Here is a 23062-nt window from a genome sequence, read left to right as displayed (position 1 = left end):
CGGTATCGGCGGTGATTTCGCGGTTTCGGGCAAGGGGTTCCTTGCGACTTTGCGTTTCTGAAAACTGCGATTTCGGATGAGTGCAGGTGTGTCGGGCCGCTTGTCAGGTTTGCCCGCGCGGCGCGTAGTGGCAGGCATGGTTGATGTTCAGGATCAGCGGCCCCTGCTTGGGGGTCGAGGCGGACGAAGGCTGGGTGGCCGGGGGGCGCGGCATGTGGCGCGGGCGGCGGGGCCGGTGAACCCGGCACCGCCGGGGCAGCGGGGCGGGCAGTATACGCCGCTGACGGATGCCGAACTGTGGGCGATCTACCGCACCGCCAAGCGGCTGTTGGCGGAACTGGGCATGGGGGAGGTGCCCGCGCGACTGCGCGGTGATCTGTTGGCCGCCGGGGCAGAGGCACGCGGCGACCGGGTTTTGATCCCCGAGGCGCTGGTCGAGGCGGCGGTGGACGGCGCGACGAAACGCTTTCCTTTATACGGGCGCGATCCGGCGCGGGATATCGAGGTGGGCGGCGACCGGGTGCATTTTGGCACCGGGGGGGCGGCGGTGCAGGTGCTGGATCTGGACAGCGCGCGCTACCGCGCCGCCACCTTGCAGGATTTGCGCGATTTCACCCGGTTGCAGGACGCGCTGGAGAACGTCAGCTGGTTCACCCGCTGTTGCATCGCCACGGATGTGCCGGGGGTGCTGGATCTGGACCTGAACACCGCCTTTGCGCTGCTGGCGCATACGACAAAACCGGTGGCGACGGCGTTTACCGAGGCGTCCAGCGTCGCGCCGGTGGTGGCGATGATGGACATGGCGCTGGGGCAAGAGGGGGCCTTTGCCGCGCGGCCTTTTGTGAAGGCGCATATCAGCCCGGTGATCTCGCCCATGCGCTACGGCGAGGACGCGGTGGATGTGGTCTATGCCTGCATCGACAACAATATCCCGATGTCCTGCATCACCGCCGCCCAGTCCGGCGCGACCGCCCCGGCCCCCTTAGCGGGGTTCCTTGCGCAGTCGCTGGCCGAAACCTTGGCCAGCCTTGTGATGGTGCATGCCATCCGCCCGGGACATCCGATGGTGTTTTCCAACTGGCCCTTGGTGATCGACCTGCGCACGGGCGCGTTTTCCGGTGGAGGCGGTGAGGTGACGCTGTTGAATGCGGCCTCGGCGCAATTGTCCAACTGGCTGGGGCTGCCGTCCGGCGTGGCGGCGTCGATGACGGACGCCAAGGCGGTGGATGCGCAATACGGAATGGAAAAGGGCATGACGGCGCTGGCGGCGGGGCTGGCAGGCGGCAATCTGGTCTATGAAAGCGCGGGCATGACAGCGGCCCTGTTAGGGGCGAGCTTTGAGGGGTTTGTGCTGGACAACGAGATGCTGGGCGCAGTGTACCGCGTGCTGCGCGGGGTCGAGGTCAGCGAGGAGACGCTGGGCTATGACGCAATCCGCGAGGCGGTGCTGGGCGAGGGGCATTTTCTGGGCTCGGCCCAGACCCACGCCGCGATGGAGCGGGATTATGTCTATCCCCGGATGGCTGACCGCACCGATCCGCGCACATGGGAGGCGGCGGGGGCCGAGGATGCCTGGACCCGCGCCCGAACAGAGGCGCGGCGTATTTTGGCAGAGCATCGGCCCGACTACCTGAGCACTGCGCAGGAGCGTTCTATTCGCGACGCCTTTCCCGAGCTGCGCTAGGCGGCCACGTCCCCGTGCATCGCGCCAATGTCGGCGTTTCCGGCGGTGTGCCCATCGGTGAGTTTGAGACCGGCCAGAGCACTTTCGACATCGGCGGCGTTCCGGCGCATCATAGACGCGGCGGCGGTCGTCTGTTCGACCATTGCGGCATTCTGTTGCGTCACCGTATCCATCTGGCTGACGGCAGAGTTTACTTCGGACAATGCGGTGGATTGTTCGCCTGAGGCGGTCGCAATGGTTGCGGTCAGGCTCGACACTTTTTCGAAGCTGTCCACGATAGCCTGCAAGTTGCGTCCGGCATTGTCGATCAAGTCGACCCCAGCGGCCACCTCTTTGGAACTGTTTGAAACAAGTTCGGTGATCTGGCGCGCGGCACCCGAGGCATTGCCTGCAAGCACGCGCACCTCTTCGGCGACGACGGAAAAACCGCGTCCGGCAGAGCCGGCGCGCGCCGCCTCGACCCCGGCGTTGAGCGCGAGAAGGTTGGTCTGAAAGGCAATGTCGTCGATCAGCCCGATGATCCGGGTAATCTGGTCGGACGATGTCTGGATGCGGGTCATGGCACCGGATGCCTCCTGCACTGTGCGGGCGCCCTCCATCGCGGTCTGTGCGGCGCTGGCGGCGACCTGATCCGCCTCAGCCGTGTTTTCAGCCGAACTGGCGACGTTGACCGACAATTCATGCACCGCTGCGGCGGTTTGTTCCAGAGATGCGGCCTGATTGGCGGTGCGTTGCGACAGGTCGTCCGACGCACTTGCGACTTCACCAATGATCTTGCCCAGATTCGCCATGGTCCCCGTGACCTGCGTCATCGTTGCGCGCAGGTTGCCGGTGGCGGCGTTCAGCTTTTGCCGCACATCGTCGAACCGGACGGGATAGTCGCTGTGCTGCGGCGCGGGGATCACATGGGTCAGGTCGCCATCGGCCAATTTGTCGATGGCGGTGTTGAGGTGCGAAAACGCAGCGGTCTGTTCCTCTGCAAGGATGCTGAAACAGGTTTCGACAACCCTTTCGATATCGAGTGCAAACGCTCGGGTCAAAACCCCGATCATGTCCGCCAGACGCCCTCGGCTGCGGCGCGGTACCCGCTTGAACAGGGCGGCGATCAGATCGGATGTCGCCAGCGAATAGGCCGACATGTAGGTGTCCAGCGGCAGATTGATCCGGGCATGTGTTCGCCCGATGCGATCGACGGAGGCAAGGTAGTCATCGCCGAAATCGCCTGACAGCAACCGGCTCCAGTGTTTTTTCTGCGCATTGCGGGCAAAATCCACCCGATCAGGGGTAACGAAGAAAGCGGCGGTGTCTGGATCGCGCAGCGCCCGGGCGTAAAACGCCTTCAGGACGGTGTCGAGTTCGGGGATGAGAAGCCTGCCGACTTCGCGCAATGTGTCCGTATCCGAGCCGTCCAATTGGAATTGCGCGAGCTTCTTTTTTAGTTCGGGTGTCATATCGTGTCCCATCGACTGCCAAGCACTTGTCAGACGGGTTAGACGCCGCAAACGTTAATATCTTATGCGGTGCGGAACAGATCCGGCCTGCCACCGCGCATGTGGTTGATACAAATCTGGAGACTGCGGTACTTTTGGGCAGCTTTGCTCTGAGCGGATAGCGATCCACCCGGTTTGGTCAGACTGAGACCTTTTGCAACAGCACGTCGCGCGGGGTGTCCGCCTTGGTTGCGTCGTGGATGACGCGGCCCCGTTCCAGCGCGACGAAGTGATCGCCAAGGTCATAGGCAAAATCAAAGAACTGCTCGACAAGGATGATCGCCATGTCGCCCTTTTCGCGCAGGTATTTGATGACCTCGCCGATCTGCTTGATGATGTTGGGCTGAATGCCTTCTGTCGGTTCGTCCAGCAGCAGCAGTTTCGGCTTGGCAATCAACGCGCGGGCAATGGCCAGCTGTTGCTGTTGACCGCCGGAGAGGTCGCCGCCGCGCCGGGCGAGGAACTGTTTCAGGATGGGAAACAATTCAAAGATCTCATCGGGGATGTGCCATTCGGATTTGGGGATGCAGGCAAAGCCGGTCTCAAGGTTTTCCTTCACCGTCATCAGCGGAAAGATGTCCCGCCCCTGCGGGACATATCCGACGCCCGCGCGGGCCAGCGCATGGGCCGAGGTGTTCTTGGGCATGTCGTTGCCCTCTATGTTCATCTCCCCTCCAGAGCGCGCATGGGTGCCGGAAATGGCCTTGAGCAAGGAGGTCTTGCCCACGCCATTGGTGCCCATCAGGCAGGTGACGGCACCCGGTTTCGCCTGCATCGAGATCCCGTGCAGGATCTGGCTGTGGCCGTAATGAAGGGTCAGGTCGGAAAGGCTCAGCATGGCGGCGGTGTTCCTGTCGTCAGGACGTGGCGCTGTGACGCGCGGGCGGATGTGGGTATTTGGACAGAGAAGAAGCCCATGGGTCAGCGCCCCAGATAGACTTCGATGACCTGCGGATCGCTGGTCACATGGTCGATGGAGCCTTCGGCGAGGACGGAGCCCTCATTCAGCACCGTCACCTTGCAGTTCAGGCGGCGGACAAATTCCATGTCGTGTTCGACAACAACGACGGCGCGGGTTTTCGCGGCCTCGACCAGCATTTCGGTGGTTTTCTCGCGCTCTGCCGGGGTCATGCCGGCGGCGGGTTCATCGACCAGCAACAGGCGCGGTTCCTGCGCCAGCAGCATGCCGATTTCCAGCCATTGTTTCTGGCCGTGGCTGAGTTCCCCTGCCGGGCGGGTGAGGCTGTCTGTCAGGCCGGTCTGCTCGGCGATCGCCTCGATCCGGTCGGCGCCTTGGCGGGTTTTCTTGTAGAACAGCACGTCGAAGGGGCCGCGCGGGTTTTTCAGCGCCATGGCGAGGTTTTCGCGCACGGTCTGCGCCTCGAACACGGTGGGTTTCTGGAACTTGCGGCCGATGCCTTCGCGGGCGATGGCGGATTCCGACAGGCCGAGCAGTGAGATGCCCTTGTCCCCCCAGAGAATATGGCCGTCATCCGGTTTGGTCTTGCCGGTGATGATGTCCATGAAGGTGGTCTTGCCCGCGCCGTTGGGGCCGATGATGGCGCGCAGTTCGGGTTCGCCGATCTGGAAGCTGAGGTTGTTGATCGCCTTGAAGCCGTCAAAAGAGACGGAGACGCCGGAGAGTTCTAGGAGCGTCTTGCTCATGCTTTTTTCCTCACCAGTTTGTCGACGAGGCCGCCGATGCCTTGGGGGGCGAGCAGGGTGACGGCGACAAACGACAGGCCCAGCAGCACCAGCCACCAGTCGGTCCATTTGACGACGTAGAACCCGAGGTTGATGTCGGGCGCGCCGCCGCCGGTGAACCAGCTGGACGCGAGCGTGACAAAGACCGTGCCGAGGACCGCGCCGTACAGCCGTCCGCGCCCGCCGATGGCGACCCAGACCGCAAGGTAGATGGATGCGATGGGGGCGATTTCCGCCGGGTTGATGATGCCCGCCTGTGGGTAATACAGCGCACCTGCGATGCCGGCCACGATGGCGGTCAGGGTGAAGACGAAGAGCTTGTAGCTTTCGACGTGGTAGCCAAGGAAGCGCACGCGGGTTTCATTGTCGCGGATGGCGCGGATCACGCTGCCCATCTTGCCGGAGGTGACAAAGGCAAAGAGAAGATAGCCGATGGCCAGCGCCAAGGCCGAGGCCCAGAAGAAGGCCATGGAGACAAGGCTTTGCGGGGTGGATTCAAAGCCGGGGATATTTTGCAGGCCGGACAACCCGTTGTTGCCGCGCAGGCCGCTGTCGTTCTGGAACAGGTAGAGCGAAAGCGCCAGCGTCATCGCCTGAGTCAGGATCGACAGGTAAACACCTGTGACGCGGCTGCGGAAGGCGAGCCAGCCAAAGACCAGCGCCAGCAGGCCGGGGATCAGCACAACCATCATCAGTTGCAGCGGCAGCGAGTGGGCAAAGGACCAGATCGTCGGCAGTTCCGACGCGCCGACCACGCCAAAAATCTGGCTGGCGATGGCATCTGACACCTCTGTCGCACTGGGCGGGATCACCTGATTGGCCATGCTGGCCGAGACGATGACCTCTGTCCTTGCGTACATCAGCCACATGCCGATAGCATACCCGCCGATGCCGAAAAAGGCGAAATGGCCAAGGCTGAGGATGCCGCAATAGCCCCAGACCACATCCATCGCGATGGCGACAAGACACAGGCAGAGCGTCTTGCCCAGCGTCTTGACGAAACTGGTTGAGATCAGGCCGGTGCCGGTCGCCTCTGACAACAGCGTCACGCCAAGGGTGAACAGGCCAAGAATGGCGAGAAACCAGAGAACGGAGGGGTTCCGGGAGATGAAGCTGCGGTTCATGTGTGAGCCTTCGCTTTGCTGTCGGCGGTGAGGTCGAGCGTCATGAAGACGCTGTGCGGGTCGCGGGTATAGCTGCCAAACGGGCCGGTTTCCGTGAAACCGAAGGCGGTATAGAGCGCGCGGGCCGCTGCGAAATCCGGATGCACGCCGGTTTCTAGCCAGAGGCCGGTGTATCCCCGGCGGCGCGCCTCTTGGATGATGGTTTCCAGCAGAATTCGGGCGATCCCCTTGCCGCGTGCGGCGGCGCGGGTGTGCATGGACTTGATCTCACCCTCTGTGTCGGAGAGTGCCTTCATCGCGCCCATGCCGTAGAGCGTGCCGTTCTCGCTGGCTGTCCATACCGTCAGGTCCGGGGTGAACAGGGCAGAGATCGGCAGCCGGTGGCAGCTTTCAGGAGGGGCGGTGCCATCGCAGAAGGTGGTGTGCGTCTCGACCAGATCGGCAAAACCCGGTGTGGGTTCGGTGAGTGTTTCGATGGTGATCATGGCTCAATCCCCTGCTGCGCGGCCTTTGAGGGCGACGATGCCCTTTGGCCGGAACTGGATAAAGAGGATGATGAAAAGGATCATGTAGGTCTGTGCCGCCAGCGTGTTGGAGGGGTTGAAGAACTCGATCCCCTTTTGCAGCGTGCCGATCATGAAGGCACCGGCAAGGGTGCCCCAGACGTTGCCGACACCGCCCACGACCACGGTCATAAAGCTTTGCACGATGTAATCGGCGCCCATTTCCGAGGTGACCTTGGCGTAAAGTCCGATGGCGACACCGGCGATGCCCGCGATGCCCGAGCCAAGGCCAAAGGTCATCATCTTGATCCGGTCGGGGTTGATCCCCATCGAGGCGGCCATGCGCGGGTTTTGCGTCACGGCGCGGACTTCCAGCCCCAGACGGGTCTTTTTGAGGATGAAGAGCAGCAGGCAGAGGAACAGCAGCGCCAGCACAAAGATGGCGATGCGGATATAGCTGATGGCGATCACGTCGTTGAACTGCAGCGCGCCATCCAGCCATGCCGGGGAGGTCAGCGGGCGGGCCTGTGTGCCAAAGATGTTTTTGGCCAGTTGTTGCAGTGCGATGGACACGCCGAAGGTGGCCAGCAGGGTTTCCAGCGGGCGATCATAGAGCCAGCGGATCACCAGCCGCTCCATCGCCACACCCGCCCCGAATGTCACGGCAAAGGCCAGCGGCAGGGCGACGACCAGCGACAGGGTGTAATCGGGGATGAACAGTTGCACGACATAGCCGGTATAGGCCCCCATCATGATGAATTCGCCGTGCGCCATGTTGATCACGCCCATCACGCCAAAGGTGATGGCAAGGCCGATCGCGGCAAGAAAGTAGATCGACGCGAGAGAGATGGCGTCCAGCCCAAGGTCGGCGGCCTGCGACACGGCCACCCGGCTTTGCACGGCGGCCTGGGTCACTTCGGCGGCGTCGGTGATGGCGGCGTCCGGTTCGTCGTAGGCCTCATAGATGGTCCAGCCTGCCAAGGTTTCGGCGATGATTTCAGGCGTGGCGCGGGGCGGAACCGTGCCCTCTGCGGCCAGCGCATCGTAGGCGCGCAAGCGGGCCTCTGGTGTGGTCAGTTGGGCGGCGGGAATGCCGCCTGCACGGCCGTTTTCGACGTGGGCTTCCAGCGTCGGGCGGATGCGGGACGGGTCGATCAGCGCGGGGGCACCCGCCGTTGCGGCGATCATCGCGTAGGCATCTGCCGCTGACAGGTCAGTGCCGGGCTTGAGGATGCGGGCGACATTGGCCGAGGCAGGGATGTCTTGTGCGATTTCTGTTGTTGTCGACAGGACTTGCGACAGGACGGCGCGGCCATCGACGCTGAGGTCAGAGCCGAGCGCCTTGATGGCGGCGATGCGCGCCTCTGGCGTTTCACCGTAGCGGGCTGCGAGATAGTTCAGCAGGCGTTGCTTGCGCAGCTTGAGCGCGGCATCCGGCTCTCCGTCGATCGAGGCGGCGAGCGGCGCGATCTGGCTGGGATCAAGGCCGCGCGCAATGGCGTCAACGGCCCCGGCCCGGCGGGTGATGTCGGGATCGGACAACTGGAACTGCACCAGTGCCTCGGAGATGGCGCGGCGCACACCGCCGTTTGGTTTGATCTGGTCAAGGGTGCCGGGATCGACGGTGGTCTGGGCAGGCTCACCTGTGCTCAAGTCGATCAGCGTAACCGTGTCGCCAGTTGTCTCGACGTAAAAGAACAGGCCGTCGTCTTCGCGGGTATAGACCTCTTTTTCCTGCCAGCGTTCCAGAAAACGCGGAACATCGGGCAGGCCAGAGGCGGACAAGGCTTCCAGTACAGGGCCGACAGTCCCGCGAGAGGGCTTGGCGACCTGCGGTTGGTGCTCTTGCAGGATCGTTTGCAGATCCTGGGTAAATCCGGGCGCGGGCAGCCACGCGAAAAATAGAGCCGCAAAAAGGGCACGGAGCATGGATCGGCCTGCCTTTGAGGTTGGGGCGGGCAGGGCGGACATCGCCCTGCCAGTGGTCATGCGATGGCGAGGGGCGTGAATGCCCCTCGCTGATCAGAGACGATCAGTAGTTTGATTTGATCTGAACGCAGGTCGAGGTCTCGGTGTTGTACATGCCGCAGCCGAGGTCTTTCCAATCCGACTTGAGCACAGCCGATTCAGGCAGGAAGTCGGTCCATGCGTCGCCGGGAACCGGGTCGGTCTGGCTGATGATGTCGAACTGGCCCTCTGCCGTGATCTCGCCGATCAGGACCGGCTTGGACAGGTGGTGGTTCGGCAGCATGACGGCAGTGCCGCCGGTCAGGTTCGGGAATTCCTGCCCGTACATCGCGGTGCGCACGGCGTCGACATCGGTGGTTTCAGCAGCCTTGACCGCGTTCACCCACATGTTGAAGCCGATGTAGTGGGCTTCCATCGGGTCGTTGGTCACGCGGTCTTCGCCCATGCGGGCTTTCCACGCGGCGATCCATTCCTCATTGGCTTCGCCTTCGGCGGACTGGAAGTAGTTCCATGCGGCGAGGTGGCCAACGAGGTTGGATGTATCCAGACCCGAGAGTTCCTCTTCGCCAACCGAGAAGGCGACGACGGGGATGTCGTCGGCAGAGACGCCGGCGGCGGCCAGTTCCTTGTAGAAGCCGATGTTGGCATCACCGTTGATGGTGCTGATCACGCCGACCTGTTTGCCGTCCTCACCCAGCGCCACGACGTCGGCCACAATTGTACCCCAGTCGGAATGGCCAAAGGGCGTGTAGTTCACAAAAATGTCTTCTTCGGCGATGCCCTTCGACGCCAGATAGCTGGCGAGGATGTTGTTGGTCGTGCGCGGATAGACATAGTCGGTGCCGAGCAGAGCGAATTTCTCGACGCCCAGTTCCTCAAGGAAGTAATCCACGGCCGGGATCGCCTGCTGGTTCGGGGCGGCACCGGTGTAGAACACGTTTTTGGAGGATTCTTCGCCTTCGTACTGGACCGGGTAGAACAGCAGGCCGTTCAGTTCCTCGATCACCGGCAGCACGGATTTGCGCGACACGGATGTCCAGTTGCCGAACATCACGTCGACCTCATGCACGGTCAGCAGTTCGCGCGCCTTTTCGGCAAACAGCGGCCAGTCAGAGGCCGGGTCGACCACAACGGCCTCCAGTTCACAGCCCAGCAGACCACCGGCGGCGTTCTGCTGTTCGATCAGCATCAGCATGGTGTCTTTCAGCGTGGTTTCAGAGATCGCCATGGTGCCGGACAGCGAGTGCAGAACGCCAACCTTGATTGGGCAATCCTGGGCGCTGGCGCCACCGGCAACAAGGGCCAGCGTGGCGGCACCGGACAGCAGTTTCGTGAAACGGTTCATTCTTGTCTCCCCGCGGGTGAGCCTCCCTTGTCCCGGCTTGGCCGAGGCACTAGGTCATCCCCCGCAACAATATGTTGCATCCAGTGTGGCGGCCTGTTCGAGCTGCAAACCTTTCAGGTCGTCACACACCCTTTTTTGCCGATCTGACAGCAGCACGGCTTGGGTGCCCTGAGTCATTGGTGGAGGTTGTCCCTTGGTCAATCGCGCGGCGGTTCCGGGCGTGGCGGTAATCCGGATTGCCCAATTATTAGTCTTAAACATGCGTTATCGTCTAATTTTTGCGCGTTTATGTGGGCGGACTCGTTAACTTTTGCCCCAAGAGCTTTGCAAAGGCGGACCTGTGGTGGCGGTATCAGCCAGCGACAGGTCGCGGATGGGACAATGACACTGCATATGCGCGAAAAACAGGCGGCCACCGTGCCCAAGGCGGATATCCTGCCCCGTGCGCGCGGGACGCTGGACCTGACGACCAAGCCGCGTGGCACCCGTTCGGCGATTGACCGTCTGCGGACATCTGGCTGTGTGCGGGTGTTGTTTCCGCGCAGCGAAAAGGCCGTCGAGGCGATTGTAATCAACACCTCCGGCGGGTTGACGGGGGGCGATTCCCTGTCTTTTACGGCGGTGGCCGGGGCGGGGTCTCAGCTGACGTTGACGACCCAGGCCGCCGAACGGGTCTACCGCGCCAGTGCCGATGTGGCGCGAGTCGAAACACGGCTGGGGGCGCAGGCCGGATCGCTGTTGCAGTGGTTGCCGCAGGAACTGATCCTGTTTGAGGGCGCGCGCCTGCGTCGCCGCCTGCGGGTGGATCTGGCCGCCGACGCGCGGCTGTTGCTGGCGGAGCCGGTGATTTTTGGCCGCACCGCCATGGGCGAGCGGTTGCGGGACGTCATGTTCAGTGACCGGATCGCGGTCTGGCGCGAAGGCGCGCCGCTGTATCTGGACGGGCTGGACCTGGGCGGCGACCTTGAAACATGTATGGCGCGCCCGGCGCTGGGCGGCGGGGCCGGGGCGATGGTGAGCCTTGTCTACGTCGCGCCCGACGCCGAGGCGCAGCTTGGACCGCTGCGGGGCATGATGCCTGTTACCGGGGGCGTGTCGCTGATGCGGGACGATCTATTGGTGTTGCGACTGCTGGCGTCCGATAGTCTGGAACTGCGGCGCAGCCTGCTGCCCATCCTTGACCGGCTCAGCCGGGATACTTTGCCGACTTCTTGGAGACTCTGACACTATGCAACTGACCCCGCGCGAGAAAGACAAACTGCTGGTCGCGATGGCCGCCGAGGTGGCCCGCAAGCGGTTGGCCCGCGGCGTAAAGCTGAACTACCCCGAGGCCATTGCCCTGATCACCGATGCGGTGGTCGAAGGCGCGCGCGACGGTCGATCGGTGGCTGACATGATGATGGCGGGGGCAGAGGTGATCACCCGCGAGCAATGCATGCAAGGGGTGCCCGAAATGATCCACGAGGTTCAGGTCGAGGCGACCTTTCCGGACGGCACCAAGCTGGTGACGGTACACGATCCGATCCGGTGATCGTGGGTATTTTTACAGAGAAGAAACCAAAGGGGACCAAGATGAAAACTGTTCTGACATTCGTAGCCGCGCTGTTGGCGGCGGCACCGGCACTGGCGCATGAGGGCGGACACCTGCATCCGCATGGCGTGGAAAGCGGCATGTCGCTGTTGCCAATGGCCGCGCTGATCGGGGTGGCCGCGCTGGTCGCCTGGAACCGCCGATGATCCCTGGAGAGCTGTTCCCGGCGGCGGGCACGCTGACCCTGAACGAAGGGCGCGCGGCGATCACGCTGCGCGTCGCCAATACCGGCGACAGGCCGGTGCAGGTGGGGTCGCACTATCATTTCGCCGAGGCCAATCCGGCACTGGATTTCGACCGCGACGCGGCGCGGGGCACGCGGCTGGATATTGCGGCCGGAACGGCGGTGCGGTTTGAGCCGGGGCAGGCACGTGAAGTGCAACTGATCGCGATCTCAGGCGGACGTACTATATATGGGTTCAACCAAATGGTGATGGGCGCGCTGGACTAGCACCGGCGGGCCTGCACGGACATCCGTGCTGGTTTTGCAAACAGGAGACAAAACCCGAATGAACCCTTTTGACATGTGGGTAAACATGACGCGGCTGGCTGTCATGGCGGCAGAGGCGCAGGCGGTCATTTCAATGCGGATGTTGGGGATGGCGGGGATCTGGTCCGTCAGCCCTCGCGAGAACTCGATGATGGTGAATGAAAAGGCGCAGCGGTTTCCCGAGGCCATGACCGCAGCGGCGCGCGCGGTGATGAGGGGCGGCGATCCTTTGGCTGCGGCTATCAAGCCCCTGCAGCGTCAGACGCGCGCCAATGTTCTTCGGCTGGCAAAACGCGGCCCCCAAAAGGTGTTCTGATGGCCACTGTTTCGCTGTTGTCCGATGAACAACTGACACCCGAGGCGCGCGCGGTTTTTGACGACATTCGTGCGGTGCGGGGGGCGGAGTTCGTCAACAATTTCTGGCGCGCGCTGGCACATGACCCTGCCTTGCTCAGGGCGACATGGGAGCGGTTGAAGGTGGTGATGGCCCCCGGTGCGCTGGATCCGCTGGTCAAAGAGATGCTGTATGTCGCCGTCTCGGCCAGCAATGGTTGTGAATATTGCGCGCATTCGCACACCGCGAGCGCCCGCGCCAAGGGCATGACGCCCGAGATGTACGGCGAGCTGCTGGCCGTGCTGGGCATGGCGAACCAGACCAATGCGCTGGCCAGTGCTCTGCAAGTGCCGGTGGATGACGCTTTCAAGGAATGATGTAGCGCCCGGCGCAAGGCGTCGGGCGACCCCAAGGACGAGGACACAATGCCTGCCATTATCAAACGCGCCGACTATGCCGCCATGTTTGGCCCCACCACCGGCGACCGGCTGCGGCTGGCCGACACGGATCTGATCATCGAGGTCGAAAAGGATTTCACCACCTACGGCGAAGAGGTCAAGTTCGGCGGCGGCAAGGTGATCCGCGACGGCATGGGGCAGGCGCAGACAACGCGCGCCGGGGGGGCGGTGGATACCGTCATCACCAATGCGCTGATCGTCGACCATAGTGGCGTCTACAAGGCGGACGTGGGTCTGAAAGGCGGGCGCATCCACAAGATCGGTAAGGCGGGCAACCCCGACACGCAGCCCGGCGTGAATATCATTGTCGGTCCGGGGACAGAGGCCATCGCAGGAGAGGGTCGCATTCTAACGGCGGGCGGTTTTGACAGCCACATCCACTTTATCTGCCCGCAACAGATCGAGGATGCGCTGCATTCCGGCCTGACCACCATGCTGGGCGGCGGCACAGGCCCCGCGCATGGCACGCTGGCCACCACCTGCACCCCCGGCCCTTGGCATATCGGGCGGATGTTGCAGGCGGCGGATGCCTTTCCGATGAACCTTGCCTTTGCGGGCAAGGGCAATGCCTCGCTGCCCGCCGCGCTAGAGGAGCAGGTCAAGGCCGGAGCCTGTTCGCTGAAACTGCATGAGGATTGGGGGACGACCCCCGGTGCCATCGACTGCTGCCTGAGCGTGGCAGATGCGATGGATGTGCAGGTCATGATCCACACCGATACATTGAATGAATCTGGCTTTGTCGAGAATACGGTGAAGGCGCTGAAGGGCCGTACCATCCACGCCTTTCACACAGAGGGCGCGGGCGGTGGCCATGCGCCTGATATCATCAAGATCTGCGGTGAAGAGCATGTTTTGCCCTCGTCGACCAACCCGACGCGGCCCTTTACGGTGAACACGCTGGAAGAGCATCTGGACATGCTCATGGTTTGTCACCACCTCGATAAGTCGATCCCCGAGGACGTGGCCTTTGCCGAAAGCCGCATCCGGCGTGAGACCATCGCCGCCGAGGATATCCTGCACGACATGGGCGCGTTTTCGATCATCGCGTCAGACAGTCAGGCCATGGGCCGGGTGGGTGAGGTGCTGATCCGCACTTGGCAGACCGCCGACAAGATGAAGAAGCAGCGCGGGCGGTTGGCCGAGGAGGTCGGCAACAACGACAATTTCCGCGTCCGCCGTTACATCGCGAAATACACCATCAACCCGGCCATCGCACACGGGTTGAGCCATGAGATCGGCAGCATCGAAGAGGGCAAGCGCGCCGATCTGGTGCTGTGGAACCCGGCCTTCTTTGGCGTCAAGCCTGAGATGGTGCTGCTGGGCGGCACCATTGCCTGCGCGCAGATGGGCGACCCCAACGCATCCATCCCGACGCCGCAGCCGGTCTATTCGCGGCCCATGTTCGGGGCCTTTGGGCGCAGCGTCGAAAACTCTGCTGTGATCTTTGTGTCCGAGGCGGCGCAGGCCGAAGGGATCGGCGCGGAACTGGGTCTGGCCAAGCAGACATTGGCGGTGCGCAACACGCGCAATATCGGCAAAAAGGATCTCAAGCTGAACGATGCGACCCCCAAGGTCGAGGTTGATCCCGAAACCTATGAGGTGCGCGCGGATGGTGAACTGCTGACCTGCGAGCCGGCGACGGAACTGCCCATGGCACAACGCTATTTCCTGTTCTGAGGTCTGAGGTGCGGCATCGCTTGCCTTTGCTTGATCTCTGGCAGGCGCTCGCGCAACATTGACCCGCGCCCGGCAGATCGAACTGGAGTACGAAAATGCGTTATCCCCTAGTGGCCTTTAGCCTTTTGTTCGCGGCCCCGGCCTTGGCGGATTGCCCGGTGGCGGCGGATCTCGACACCGGCATCCGTTTTACCGTCGATGGCACCGATACTGAGGAGTACCGCCAGTCCGGCCCCGGCGTGGTTGAATCGCTGTATATCACGGCGGATGGGGCCACCTCGCGCAGTTTGTTGGCGCAGGGGATCTATCTGATCGAATTGGTGGATCTAGTCGACGGCGCCCCTGATCAGGACACCCGCACAACCTATGCCTTTCCCGGTCGGGCCGAGGATCTGGCCCTGCCCGCATCGGGGCAGCAGGTGGCCTATGATCTTGTCATGAACAGCCTTGGCGACCTGAAAAAGGAACGGCAGACCTATGATTTCGGTGAGGCGGCGGTGATCAACTTCGGGGCCTGCGAATACCAGATGATTCCGATTGAAATCCGCTATGACCCGGACGAATCCGGCACCGTGGACCTGCTGTACTACCTGCCGGACCTGGGCTTTTCCTACTATGCGGGCAGCGATCACGCCGATGGAGCGGACCGCTACATGTATTCCAATATCGAGGTGATCGAGTGACCGACCTTCCCGTCGCCCAGACCCTGCATCGTGCCGGGACGTGGTCCGGTGCGCAGGACTCCTGCCGCCTGACCTATGACGCGCGCTTTTTGCGCCGTAAGGTGCTGACCACCGTCGCGGGGGGCAGGTTTGTGGTGGATCTGGAACAGACCACCTCATTGGATCACGGCGACGCGCTTGAACGGGCGGACGGGCGTTTGATCGAGGTGATCGCAGCCGAAGAGGATTTGCTGGCTGTGACCGGCGAATTGCCCCGGTTGGCATGGCACATCGGCAACCGGCACACGCCCTGTCAGGTGGCGGGTGAGCGGCTGCTGATCCAGCGTGACCCAGTGATCCGGCACATGTTGGAGCATCTGGGCGCGGTCATCACCGAGGTGGTGGAACCCTTTGCGCCCGAGGGCGGGGCCTATGGCCATGGTCGCACCCATAGTCATGAGCACGGCCACACCGCCCATGCCCATTGACCGCAATCTGCTGACCCTGACGCAATGGCTGTCGCCCGCCTATCCGGTGGGGGCCTTTGCCTATTCGCACGGGCTGGAAACGGCTGTGCAGGCAGGTTGGGTGATAGATCCCGCCACGTTGGAGGATTGGCTGCGCGACGTTCTGAGCGCCGGTTCCGGCAAGACGGACGCCTTGTGGATCTGGCTGGTTTGGCGGGGCGATCACCCTGTGGTCGAACTGGACGCAATGGCGCGCGCATGGTCGCCTGCGCAGGAACGCCTGCGTGAGGCAGAACGTCAGGGCGCGGCCTTTGCCAAGGTCACGGCAGAGGTTTGGGGGTTGGACCTGCCACCGATGCTGTTGCCTGTCGCTTTGGGGGCGGCGGCGCGGCAGATGGCCATGGACCCGGAACAGGTGGCGGCGCTGTATCTGCACGCCTTTGCGGGCAACCTTGTCGCGGCGGCGCAACGGCTGATGCCACTGGGCCAGACCGCAGCACAAGGCGTGTTGTCCCGGCTGACGCCACTTTGCGCCGATGTGGCTGCGGCTGGCCGGGGGTTGACGCTGGACGACATGTCCTCCACCGCATTTTTGTCAGACGTCGCCGCCATGCGACATGAAACACTAGAACCAAGGCTATTCCAGTCATGACCCAAATGAACGGCCCCCTGCGGATCGGCATCGGCGGACCTGTCGGCGCGGGTAAGACCACCCTGACCGCGCGGCTGGCCGAGCGGCTGAAGGATGAGTTTTCCATCGGCGTGATCACCAATGACATCTATACGCAGGAGGACGCCGAGGCCCTGATGCGGATGCAGATCCTGCCCGCTGACCGGGTGATCGGGGTAGAAACGGGCGGCTGCCCGCATACGGCGATCCGCGAGGATGCCTCGATCAACCTTGCCGCCGTGGCCGAGATGCGCCAGCGCCATCCGGAGGTGCAGGTGGTGCTGATCGAGTCCGGCGGCGACAACCTGTCGGCCACCTTCAGCCCGGAACTGGCGGATCTGACGGTCTATGTGATCGACGTGGCGGCGGGGGAGGAAATCCCGCGCAAGGGTGGTCCGGCAATCACGCGGTCGGACCTGCTGGTGATTAACAAGACCGATCTGGCACCTTATGTCGGGGCCTCGTTGGAGGTGATGGAACGGGATGCCACGCGGATGCGCGCGGGCCGTCCGTTTGTGTTTTCCGCCTTGAAGGGCGGCGAAGGTGTGGACAAGATCCTGCGCGAAATAAGGGAAATCGCGGGGCTTTGACCATGTCACAGGATGTTATCGTGATCGGCGGCGGGATCGCCGGGATTAGCGCAGCGGCGGAACTGGCCCGCAGCGCCAAGGTAACGGTGATCGAGGCAGAGCCGCAATTGGGCTATCACGCGACCGGCCGATCCGCCGCGATCTTTATCCGCAACTACGGTAACGCGACGCTGCGGGCGCTGAACGCGGCGGCCTATCCGGCTCTGGCTGGCGACCTGTTAGGCGACAGCATGCTGTCGCCACGGGGCGAAGTGATGCTGGCACGCGACGAGGACTTGCCGGTGCTCGAGGACTATCTGGACGGCTCAACCGGGATCGAACGGCTGACCGCGCAGCAGGCGACCGAACTGGTGCCGGTCCTGCGCACCGATCAGATCGCGGCGGCGATGCTGGAACAGGATGCACAAGGTATCGACGTGGACCGCCTGTTGCAGGGGTATGCGCGTCTGCTGCGCGCGCGCGGCGGGGTGATTGAGACCGGCAGCCGGGTCACGGCCATCACGCGGGACGGCACTGGCTGGCGGGTCGAGGCGGGCGGACAGGTGTTCGCCGCCGGGATCGTGGTCAACGCGGCGGGCGGCTGGGCGGATCAGGTGGCGCAGATGGCCGGGGTGCGGCCCGTGGGGCTGGTGCCCAAACGGCGCTCTGCGGTGATCATGGCGGTGCCTGCGGGCATCGACCCTGATGGCTGGCCGCTGTTCGGTTCGATCGCCGAGACATGGTACGCGAAGCCCGAGGCGGGGCGGTTGATGATCTCACCAGCGGATGAGGACCCGGTAGAGCCGGGGGACATTCACGCCGACGATATGGTGCTGGCCGAGGGGCTGGACCGATTTTCGCAAATGGTGGACCTGCCGTTGGTGCGTCCGTCGCATAGCTGGGCGGGGATGCGCAGCTTTTTGGCAGACAAGACGCCGGTGGTGGGGATGGACCCCGATGCGCCGGGGTTCTTTTGGCTGGCGGGGCAGGGGGGGTATGGCGTGCAGACCTCGCCTGCGCTGGCATGTCTTACGGCGGCCCTGTGCCTAGGCGAACCGCCGGCCTTGGCGGCGGATGTTGTGGCTGCGCTGGCCCCGGACAGATTGCACGGCTGACCGGGAAACCGCATTTGTTCAGGCGGCGACGGGCGGCTTAGAACGCCGCCCAGTCGGTAAAGCGGTAGGTTTGCGGTTTGGTGTTGCCCGGGGTGGGCGAGGTCGGCTGGGCGGGACTGGGTTGTGTGTGCTTGGTCATCTCTGGTCTCCTTCTCTGCCATTGAATGTGGGCAAGAAGGCGGGCTTTCGGCAGTCATGTTTCCAATACCTGTCAGGGATGTGACCACTAGCGCGGCGAGATGACGCCCTTTTTCAGGATGATATTACCATAAAGCCTTGATTCCCCGGTCTGAATCACCGCGAAACAGGTCTTGGCGCGCTCATAAAAGGCAAAGCGTTCCAGCGTTGCGATAGGCGCGGGGTTGTCGGCGACACGGTCTATAATCCCTTGAAACTCTTGTACGATCTCGGGAACAGCATCCGGGTCGTCGACCACCTGCATGGTCTGCGACGGGTCGCTGACGTATCTATCAAGTGGCATCAGGGTCAGAACCGCCTCCAGCACATCCGTCGCGGTGATGCCGTCCAGACGATGCACCTTGCACCCCATTGAATAGGCAGGAAAATTGGCATCCGAAATCACGATCTCATCGCCGTGGCCCATGGCACGCAGCGTGTGAAGGATGTCGGGGGACAGGATGGGGGGCACGTTGTGCAGCATGTGGGAAACCTCTGGAATACCCGACCATGAAAAACGCCAATGCCGCGCGGTGCAAGCGCAAACATCGCCTCGCCGCGTGGAGCCATTCGCCCGGCGGGGCCTTTGGGCTGGCGGCGGGCGGCATCATGGACGGCCTTGAGACGGCACAGGCTTTGCGGCAATGCTGGGCGGCGGCCTGCGGACCGCGCGTTGCGGCGAAGAGGACAAGCCATGCCAGAGTTGATGGAAGGCGCGATTTTCTGGGGGATTGTGACTGCGGTTGTGGTCCGGGCTTTGGTCAATCGGTCGGGCACTCGGCGGCTGCCGCTGTGGGGCGCGGCGCTGGTTGGCATCGCCATGGCGTGGCTGGGGATGCCCGTTCTGGCCGGGGCGCAGGATCTGTGGCGGTCCACCCCATGGTTGCCTGAGGTGACCGGCGGGGCGCTGTTCATCGGTGGCTGGGTGGCGATGATTGCGGCGGTGCTGTTCGAACGCAAGGGCGCGCCGCGCCGGGTGCCATTGTGGGTGGCGGCACTGGCGGGGGGCGTGGCCACATTTGCGGTGCCGCCGCTGTTGGACGCTGTCACCGGCTCTTACCAGCGGGCGTCGTTCCGGGCCGATGTCAATAATTGTACGCACGGGATGCTGGGTCAGGTGCAGCCGCAGGACGTGACCAACACTTGCGATTTTCCGATCACTGTCGGGCTGTGCCTGCCGACGGAACAGAACCCCGATCCCTGCGCGCAGTCGGTGACGCTTGCACCGGGAGAGGTGGCGCGGTTCGATCCCGGCTCAGCGGGGCTGTCGTCGGTGCCGTCCAACCCGGCCGGGCTGACCGTGGTCGCCTGCCGGGTGCCGCACCGGCCGTCGCGCACCCCCAAGGTGACGGGCCGGGGGTTTGATGGCGTGTGCCTGCCAGCCGGATAGGGCAAGGGATGCGGTTTGGCAAAGGAATGGAGAGCGGATGCTGACAATCGTGTTGCGGTACGGGATTCTGGCTGTGGGCCTGTTGTTCCTCTGGTTCGCGTCGCTGAGCGCCCGCTGGGGTGAGCCGCCTCCGCTGTCGTTGTTCAGCCCGCGTGAAACGCTGACGGTGGAAACCGCCACGGTTGTCACGTCACCGGTGGGCAACGGCACCACGCGGACAGACCCAGCGATTACCGTGGAATGGCCGCGCGACAGCGGCGCGCAGGTGGCCATCAGTGGCCTGCTGGCACTGACGCAACGGGGCGATGCTGACCGCGCGCGCGCGTTGGTGGCGGCCTATCCGCTCGGCTCGGACATCCGGGTGCGCATTGTACGCGGGCAGCCGATGGCCAACCGGCAGGACCTGTTCGGCACGGCGCATGCGCTGTTTCTGGGGCTGATGGGCAGTTTGATTGCCGGGTTCGGACTGGTCCTGAACAGGGCGCTGAAATAGGCGCGGTCCGGCGTTTGGCTGGTCACATGACGCGAATTGGGTCACAGATGGGGACCGGCACATCGCGCACAGCGGGCAGCCCGGTTCAGCAGGGGGGAACAGGTCTATGGATGAAAGCAGCCCAAAAGGCGAATTGACGCTGCGGACGCTGGCAATGCCGGCGGATGTCAATGTGAACGGGGACATTTTTGGCGGTTGGGTTTTGGCGCAGATGGACATTGCCAGCGGCATTGTCGCGGGCCAGCGCGCACAGGGCAGGGTGGCGACCGTCGCGGTGGACGCCATGAAATTCATCCGCCCGGTCAAGGTGGGCGACGTGCTGTGCATCTACGCGCGCCTGATGCGGGTCGGGCGGACCTCCATGGCCATCGGGCTAGAGGCATGGGCCCTACGCGACCGGGTGGGCAAGCGCGAAAAGGTGACAGAGGCGGTGTTCACCTATGTGGCCATCGACGAGGCTGGCAACAAACGCGAAGTGCCGCCCGAGTCCGAGCTCCCGGGCGGCGCATAAGATCAGAGCAATTCGATATCCGAGGCGCTCTCGCGCCCGTCGCGGCCGGTTTGCAGCTCAAAGCTGACTTTCTGGTTGTCGGCAAGGCCGGTCAGGCCGGACCGCTCGACCGCTGAAATGTGGACAAATACGTCTTTGCCGCCGCCTTCGGGCGCGATAAAGCCAAAGCCTTTGGTGGTGTTGAACCATTTCACGGTGCCAGTCGCCATCGTGATGTCTCCATGTTCGTTTTGCGCCGCACGCGGAAGTGCTGCGGCCCGGCATAGGTCAGAGCAGTATCGATTGCGCTGACGCCGCAAGGCGGAGACAGGAAGACGATAGTGATAACGTAGCACGGAAAAAATCTCAGATTCGGGGATTCGGATCAAGTGAGTTCAGATGGTGGTCTCGACATTGCCGAGGGCGACCCGGGTCCGAATTGCCTCCGTGCATAGAGGAGCAGGCAGCGGGATACATTGCAGCCCCCGGCCGATTGCCCCATGTTGGCCCAAGGTTTTGGGGGAAAGATGGATGGGCGTACTCATCGCAGGTATTCTGATCGGCATCGGCGGCACCGTTGCGATGGATCTATGGGCTTTGCTGCTGGCCCGCGTCGCGGGGCAACCTCGGCCGAACTGGGGCAATGTCGGGCGCTGGGTGGCGCATCTGTTCCGGGGGCGGGTGTTTCATGACGATATCGGTCAGGCTGCCCCGGTGGCCGGGGAGCGCGCGCTGGGCTGGGTCTTTCACTATGCGGTGGGCATCGCCTATGGCGTGATCTTTGCGCTGATCGCTGGACGGGCGTGGTTTGGCGATCCTGCCTTTGTCCCGGTCTGGATCTTTTCGCTGCTGACCATCACCGCAGGCTGGTTCCTGCTGCAGCCGGGCATGGGGCTGGGCTGGGCCGCGTCGCGCACCGCAACCCCGTGGAAGGCGCGCGGCATGGGTCTGGTGGCGCATACGGTCTTCGGGCTTGGGATGTGGGGTGTGGCCCTAGTTGGTTAGGTCTCGGGCCGCCTGGTCCACAGCGTCCTGAAAACAGGACTGACAAAGAAAACAGCCAGCAGGCGTAAAACGTCAGCTGGCTGTTTGCTGATTGGATTGTCCCGCGCGATTAGTTGCAGGTGAACCGTTCGGTCCATGTACCCCAGTTCGACATGTCCATCCGGCGGGTTCGGAACCCATAAGTATTGGACGACCCGCGAATGTAGTAATGCCGGTCCGTTCCGGCCCAGTTGATCCGCTCGTTGATTGGCGCAATGCTCTCGCCATAGGTATAAAAGATCCGGTTGGTTGTTGTGGCGACAAAGGCCTGTTCACCGGGTTCCAATATATACCAACCCTTGGTGACCCAATTGCCGGACATGTCGCGAACGTGGATCGCTGTTTGAATGCGCCGCCAGCACTCGTTTTTGAAGTAGACGGCGAAATTGTTGTTTTGCGCAGCGGCCTCATGCGCGCCGCTTGCCATCAAGAGGCAAAGCATTAGCCAAAAAAATCTATGCATCTGGATATCCTGAATTTTAGAACGTGCGTCTCAGGTTAGGCGAGCATTTGCCATCGGGCAAGACCGGTTTCCCTGACCGTGGCCCGCCGTAGGGGAGGGGCGACTGGTCGGCGTGCCGTGCGCTTGGGGCGCGTGATGGACTGCGTTGCATTCCAACCGGAACGGCGACTTGGAAGTACGCAATCGCTGTTGTTCGCGCTGCACAAGGCCGCGCATTTCCATGGCCAGAACGACGTCGCAATCACCATGTCCGACGTGTTCGAGGCGACAAGTGAGACGGTCGAGGTATATCAGGCGACCACGGTCAAGCTAAACGACAGCTGCGCGCTGAATCCCTACGCCGTTGATGTCACGGAGCAGGTTGCCTCGTTCCTGGTGATTTGCCACTAAAAGATGCGCCCGGTCATGTCGCACGCGGTGGCGATCAGGTGCGCGTGGCTTTGGCAGCGCGCAAACCGAAAATCGGGAAAAGGGTGGTCCGGTACGATCAAGATCGGCGGGAATGGTGGAGCCTAGGGGGATCGAACCCCTGACCTCTACAATGCCATTGTAGCGCTCTCCCAGCTGAGCTAAGGCCCCGTTCCTTGGGCGACGCCACTGGCGTCGTGCCGGGGTGATTACGCAATGCCGACGATGGGATCAAGCGGAAAATCGCGGCGGGTCGAGAATTTCACATCGGGGTCAGGCCCCGCATGGCCGCGCCGCCAGACCCACGAAAAACGCCGGTCGGAGAACCGACCGGCGTTGCAGTAAAATCCCGAAGAGTTTCGCGTCAGGAGTCGTCGTCATCGCTGGCGACGTCGGCGATTTCGTCCAGCGAAACATCGTCATCGTCGTCTTCGTCCTCAAGAACATCATCGTCCTCAAGCTCGACGCCGACATCATCGTCATCGACCAGTTCGGCCTCTTCCTCGTCCTTCTTCGTCTTCGGATTGGCCGCATCGGCGGCGTCCGCCGCGATCATGCTGCGCTTGCCGGTTTCGAGGTTGACCACCTCGCCGGTATACGGGCTGACGATCGGGTTACGGTTCAGGTCGTAGAACCGTTTTCCGGTGGTGGGGCAGACACGCTTGGTGCCCCATTCTTCCTTGGGCATGGGTGATCCCCTTCAACTCTTGTGTCTGTCGACAATCTATGCCCCCTGCCATATCAGA

The 23062-nt window shown here is 63.0% G+C and carries 29 protein-coding genes and 1 tRNA gene; 18 read left to right on the top strand and 12 right to left on the bottom strand.

From position 1 onward, the window contains the following. Nucleotides 1-76 precede the first annotated feature (76 nt). On the top strand, nucleotides 77-1684 hold the full coding sequence (locus tag ANTHELSMS3_RS01610; RefSeq protein WP_254694820.1) for a trimethylamine methyltransferase family protein: 1608 nt from the start codon (nucleotides 77-79) through the stop codon (nucleotides 1682-1684). Here ANTHELSMS3_RS01610 and ANTHELSMS3_RS01605 read toward each other — a convergent pair. The 7 genes from ANTHELSMS3_RS01605 to urtA all read right to left on the bottom strand — a co-directional run bounded on the left by ANTHELSMS3_RS01605 (nucleotide 1681) and on the right by urtA (nucleotide 9818). After that, nucleotides 1681-3135, bottom strand: a complete 1455-nt coding sequence (locus ANTHELSMS3_RS01605; protein WP_198319864.1) for a globin-coupled sensor protein — start codon at nucleotides 3133-3135, stop codon at nucleotides 1681-1683. The two genes, ANTHELSMS3_RS01610 and ANTHELSMS3_RS01605, sit on opposite strands and share 4 nt — an antisense overlap. A 178-nt stretch (nucleotides 3136-3313) precedes the next feature. Next, a complete protein-coding gene (urtE, locus tag ANTHELSMS3_RS01600) occupies nucleotides 3314-4012 on the bottom strand; it encodes an urea ABC transporter ATP-binding subunit UrtE (protein ID WP_094033349.1) in 699 nt (232 codons plus the stop codon). A gap of 83 nt (nucleotides 4013-4095) precedes the next feature. Continuing rightward, complete coding sequence (urtD, locus tag ANTHELSMS3_RS01595; protein WP_094033348.1) at nucleotides 4096-4839, bottom strand: urea ABC transporter ATP-binding protein UrtD; 744 nt, start codon at nucleotides 4837-4839, stop codon at nucleotides 4096-4098. Next, nucleotides 4836-6002: an urea ABC transporter permease subunit UrtC gene (gene urtC / locus ANTHELSMS3_RS01590; RefSeq protein ID WP_094033347.1), complete on the bottom strand. Its 1167-nt coding sequence runs from the start codon at nucleotides 6000-6002 to the stop codon at nucleotides 4836-4838. The genes urtD and urtC overlap by 4 nt, the downstream gene beginning before the upstream one ends. After that, on the bottom strand, nucleotides 5999-6487 hold the full coding sequence (locus ANTHELSMS3_RS01585; protein WP_094033346.1) for a GNAT family N-acetyltransferase: 489 nt from the start codon (nucleotides 6485-6487) through the stop codon (nucleotides 5999-6001). Before ANTHELSMS3_RS01585 ends, urtC begins: the two co-directional genes overlap by 4 nt. A 3-nt stretch (nucleotides 6488-6490) precedes the next feature. After that, nucleotides 6491-8434, bottom strand: a complete 1944-nt coding sequence (gene urtB, locus ANTHELSMS3_RS01580; protein ID WP_094036856.1) for an urea ABC transporter permease subunit UrtB — start codon at nucleotides 8432-8434, stop codon at nucleotides 6491-6493. Between the two features lie 103 nt (nucleotides 8435-8537). Next, entirely contained in the window at nucleotides 8538-9818 is a 1281-nt protein-coding gene (gene urtA, locus ANTHELSMS3_RS01575) for an urea ABC transporter substrate-binding protein (protein WP_094033345.1), read from the bottom strand. A 381-nt stretch (nucleotides 9819-10199) separates the two neighbouring features. On the opposite strand from urtA, the gene ANTHELSMS3_RS01570 reads away from it, so the two are divergent. From ANTHELSMS3_RS01570 to ANTHELSMS3_RS01520, 12 genes are all read left to right on the top strand, one after another. After that, nucleotides 10200-11042 carry an urease accessory protein UreD gene (locus tag ANTHELSMS3_RS01570; protein ID WP_254694819.1) on the top strand — a complete coding sequence of 281 codons (843 nt, stop codon included), beginning with the start codon at nucleotides 10200-10202 and terminating at the stop codon, nucleotides 11040-11042. Nucleotides 11043-11046: 4 nt separating this feature from the next. Then, complete coding sequence (locus ANTHELSMS3_RS01565) at nucleotides 11047-11349, top strand: urease subunit gamma (RefSeq protein WP_089277371.1); 303 nt, start codon at nucleotides 11047-11049, stop codon at nucleotides 11347-11349. Between the two features lie 41 nt (nucleotides 11350-11390). Next, entirely contained in the window at nucleotides 11391-11555 is a 165-nt protein-coding gene (locus tag ANTHELSMS3_RS25395; RefSeq protein ID WP_157733377.1) for a peptidase M23, read from the top strand. Further along, complete coding sequence (locus ANTHELSMS3_RS01560; protein WP_094033344.1) at nucleotides 11552-11860, top strand: urease subunit beta; 309 nt, start codon at nucleotides 11552-11554, stop codon at nucleotides 11858-11860. Before ANTHELSMS3_RS25395 ends, ANTHELSMS3_RS01560 begins: the two co-directional genes overlap by 4 nt. 58 nt (nucleotides 11861-11918) lie before the next feature. Then, nucleotides 11919-12215 (top strand): hypothetical protein, encoded by a 297-nt coding sequence (locus ANTHELSMS3_RS01555; RefSeq protein WP_094033343.1) that lies wholly within the window; start codon nucleotides 11919-11921, stop codon nucleotides 12213-12215. Further along, the gene (locus tag ANTHELSMS3_RS01550) at nucleotides 12215-12610 is read left to right on the top strand and encodes a carboxymuconolactone decarboxylase family protein (protein WP_094033342.1); all 396 of its coding nucleotides are present in this window, start codon (nucleotides 12215-12217) and stop codon (nucleotides 12608-12610) included. Before ANTHELSMS3_RS01555 ends, ANTHELSMS3_RS01550 begins: the two co-directional genes overlap by 1 nt. A 48-nt stretch (nucleotides 12611-12658) precedes the next feature. After that, nucleotides 12659-14368, top strand: a complete 1710-nt coding sequence (ureC, locus tag ANTHELSMS3_RS01545) for an urease subunit alpha (RefSeq protein WP_094033341.1) — start codon at nucleotides 12659-12661, stop codon at nucleotides 14366-14368. Nucleotides 14369-14463: 95 nt separating this feature from the next. Continuing rightward, a complete protein-coding gene (locus tag ANTHELSMS3_RS01540) occupies nucleotides 14464-15051 on the top strand; it encodes a hypothetical protein (RefSeq protein WP_094033340.1) in 588 nt (195 codons plus the stop codon). Then, complete coding sequence (locus tag ANTHELSMS3_RS01535) at nucleotides 15048-15518, top strand: urease accessory protein UreE (protein WP_094033339.1); 471 nt, start codon at nucleotides 15048-15050, stop codon at nucleotides 15516-15518. Before ANTHELSMS3_RS01540 ends, ANTHELSMS3_RS01535 begins: the two co-directional genes overlap by 4 nt. Next, on the top strand, nucleotides 15514-16149 hold the full coding sequence (locus ANTHELSMS3_RS01530) for an urease accessory protein UreF (RefSeq protein ID WP_198319926.1): 636 nt from the start codon (nucleotides 15514-15516) through the stop codon (nucleotides 16147-16149). The genes ANTHELSMS3_RS01535 and ANTHELSMS3_RS01530 overlap by 5 nt, the downstream gene beginning before the upstream one ends. Further along, nucleotides 16146-16757 (top strand): urease accessory protein UreG, encoded by a 612-nt coding sequence (ureG, locus tag ANTHELSMS3_RS01525; protein ID WP_089277363.1) that lies wholly within the window; start codon nucleotides 16146-16148, stop codon nucleotides 16755-16757. The genes ANTHELSMS3_RS01530 and ureG overlap by 4 nt, the downstream gene beginning before the upstream one ends. 2 nt (nucleotides 16758-16759) lie before the next feature. Continuing rightward, complete coding sequence (locus ANTHELSMS3_RS01520; RefSeq protein WP_094033337.1) at nucleotides 16760-17851, top strand: NAD(P)/FAD-dependent oxidoreductase; 1092 nt, start codon at nucleotides 16760-16762, stop codon at nucleotides 17849-17851. A 226-nt stretch (nucleotides 17852-18077) separates the two neighbouring features. Here the strand turns inward: ANTHELSMS3_RS01520 and ANTHELSMS3_RS01515 are convergent, their stop codons facing one another. After that, entirely contained in the window at nucleotides 18078-18512 is a 435-nt protein-coding gene (locus ANTHELSMS3_RS01515; protein WP_094033336.1) for an RbsD/FucU family protein, read from the bottom strand. 210 nt (nucleotides 18513-18722) lie between these two features. Between ANTHELSMS3_RS01515 and ANTHELSMS3_RS01510 the strand changes: the two genes are divergently transcribed. From ANTHELSMS3_RS01510 to yciA, 3 genes are all read left to right on the top strand, one after another. Then, nucleotides 18723-19418 carry a hypothetical protein gene (locus ANTHELSMS3_RS01510; RefSeq protein WP_094033335.1) on the top strand — a complete coding sequence of 232 codons (696 nt, stop codon included), beginning with the start codon at nucleotides 18723-18725 and terminating at the stop codon, nucleotides 19416-19418. Nucleotides 19419-19455: 37 nt separating this feature from the next. Then, complete coding sequence (locus ANTHELSMS3_RS01505) at nucleotides 19456-19911, top strand: hypothetical protein (protein ID WP_094033334.1); 456 nt, start codon at nucleotides 19456-19458, stop codon at nucleotides 19909-19911. 106 nt (nucleotides 19912-20017) lie between these two features. Beyond that, nucleotides 20018-20422, top strand: a complete 405-nt coding sequence (gene yciA, locus ANTHELSMS3_RS01500; RefSeq protein ID WP_094033333.1) for an acyl-CoA thioester hydrolase YciA — start codon at nucleotides 20018-20020, stop codon at nucleotides 20420-20422. A 2-nt stretch (nucleotides 20423-20424) separates the two neighbouring features. On the opposite strand, the gene ANTHELSMS3_RS01495 is transcribed toward yciA, so the two are convergent. Further along, entirely contained in the window at nucleotides 20425-20631 is a 207-nt protein-coding gene (locus ANTHELSMS3_RS01495; protein ID WP_094036854.1) for a cold-shock protein, read from the bottom strand. Nucleotides 20632-20932: 301 nt separating this feature from the next. Between ANTHELSMS3_RS01495 and ANTHELSMS3_RS01490 the strand changes: the two genes are divergently transcribed. Next, nucleotides 20933-21406: a DUF2938 domain-containing protein gene (locus tag ANTHELSMS3_RS01490; RefSeq protein ID WP_094033332.1), complete on the top strand. Its 474-nt coding sequence runs from the start codon at nucleotides 20933-20935 to the stop codon at nucleotides 21404-21406. A 109-nt stretch (nucleotides 21407-21515) separates the two neighbouring features. On the opposite strand, the gene ANTHELSMS3_RS01485 is transcribed toward ANTHELSMS3_RS01490, so the two are convergent. Continuing rightward, a complete protein-coding gene (locus ANTHELSMS3_RS01485; protein ID WP_157733376.1) occupies nucleotides 21516-21908 on the bottom strand; it encodes a DUF1036 domain-containing protein in 393 nt (130 codons plus the stop codon). Between the two features lie 135 nt (nucleotides 21909-22043). Between ANTHELSMS3_RS01485 and ANTHELSMS3_RS01480 the strand changes: the two genes are divergently transcribed. Then, the gene (locus tag ANTHELSMS3_RS01480) at nucleotides 22044-22298 is read left to right on the top strand and encodes a hypothetical protein (RefSeq protein WP_094033330.1); all 255 of its coding nucleotides are present in this window, start codon (nucleotides 22044-22046) and stop codon (nucleotides 22296-22298) included. A gap of 113 nt (nucleotides 22299-22411) precedes the next feature. Here ANTHELSMS3_RS01480 and ANTHELSMS3_RS01475 read toward each other — a convergent pair. Further along, nucleotides 22412-22487, bottom strand: a tRNA-Ala gene (locus ANTHELSMS3_RS01475). Nucleotides 22488-22680: 193 nt separating this feature from the next. Next, complete coding sequence (locus ANTHELSMS3_RS01470; protein WP_094033329.1) at nucleotides 22681-23004, bottom strand: TIGR02300 family protein; 324 nt, start codon at nucleotides 23002-23004, stop codon at nucleotides 22681-22683. Between the last annotated feature and the right edge of the window lie 58 nt (nucleotides 23005-23062).

This window comes from Antarctobacter heliothermus (genome assembly GCF_002237555.1).
GTDB classification, from domain to species: domain Bacteria; phylum Pseudomonadota; class Alphaproteobacteria; order Rhodobacterales; family Rhodobacteraceae; genus Antarctobacter; species Antarctobacter heliothermus_B.
This window is presented reverse-complemented; position numbering and strand designations above follow the sequence as displayed.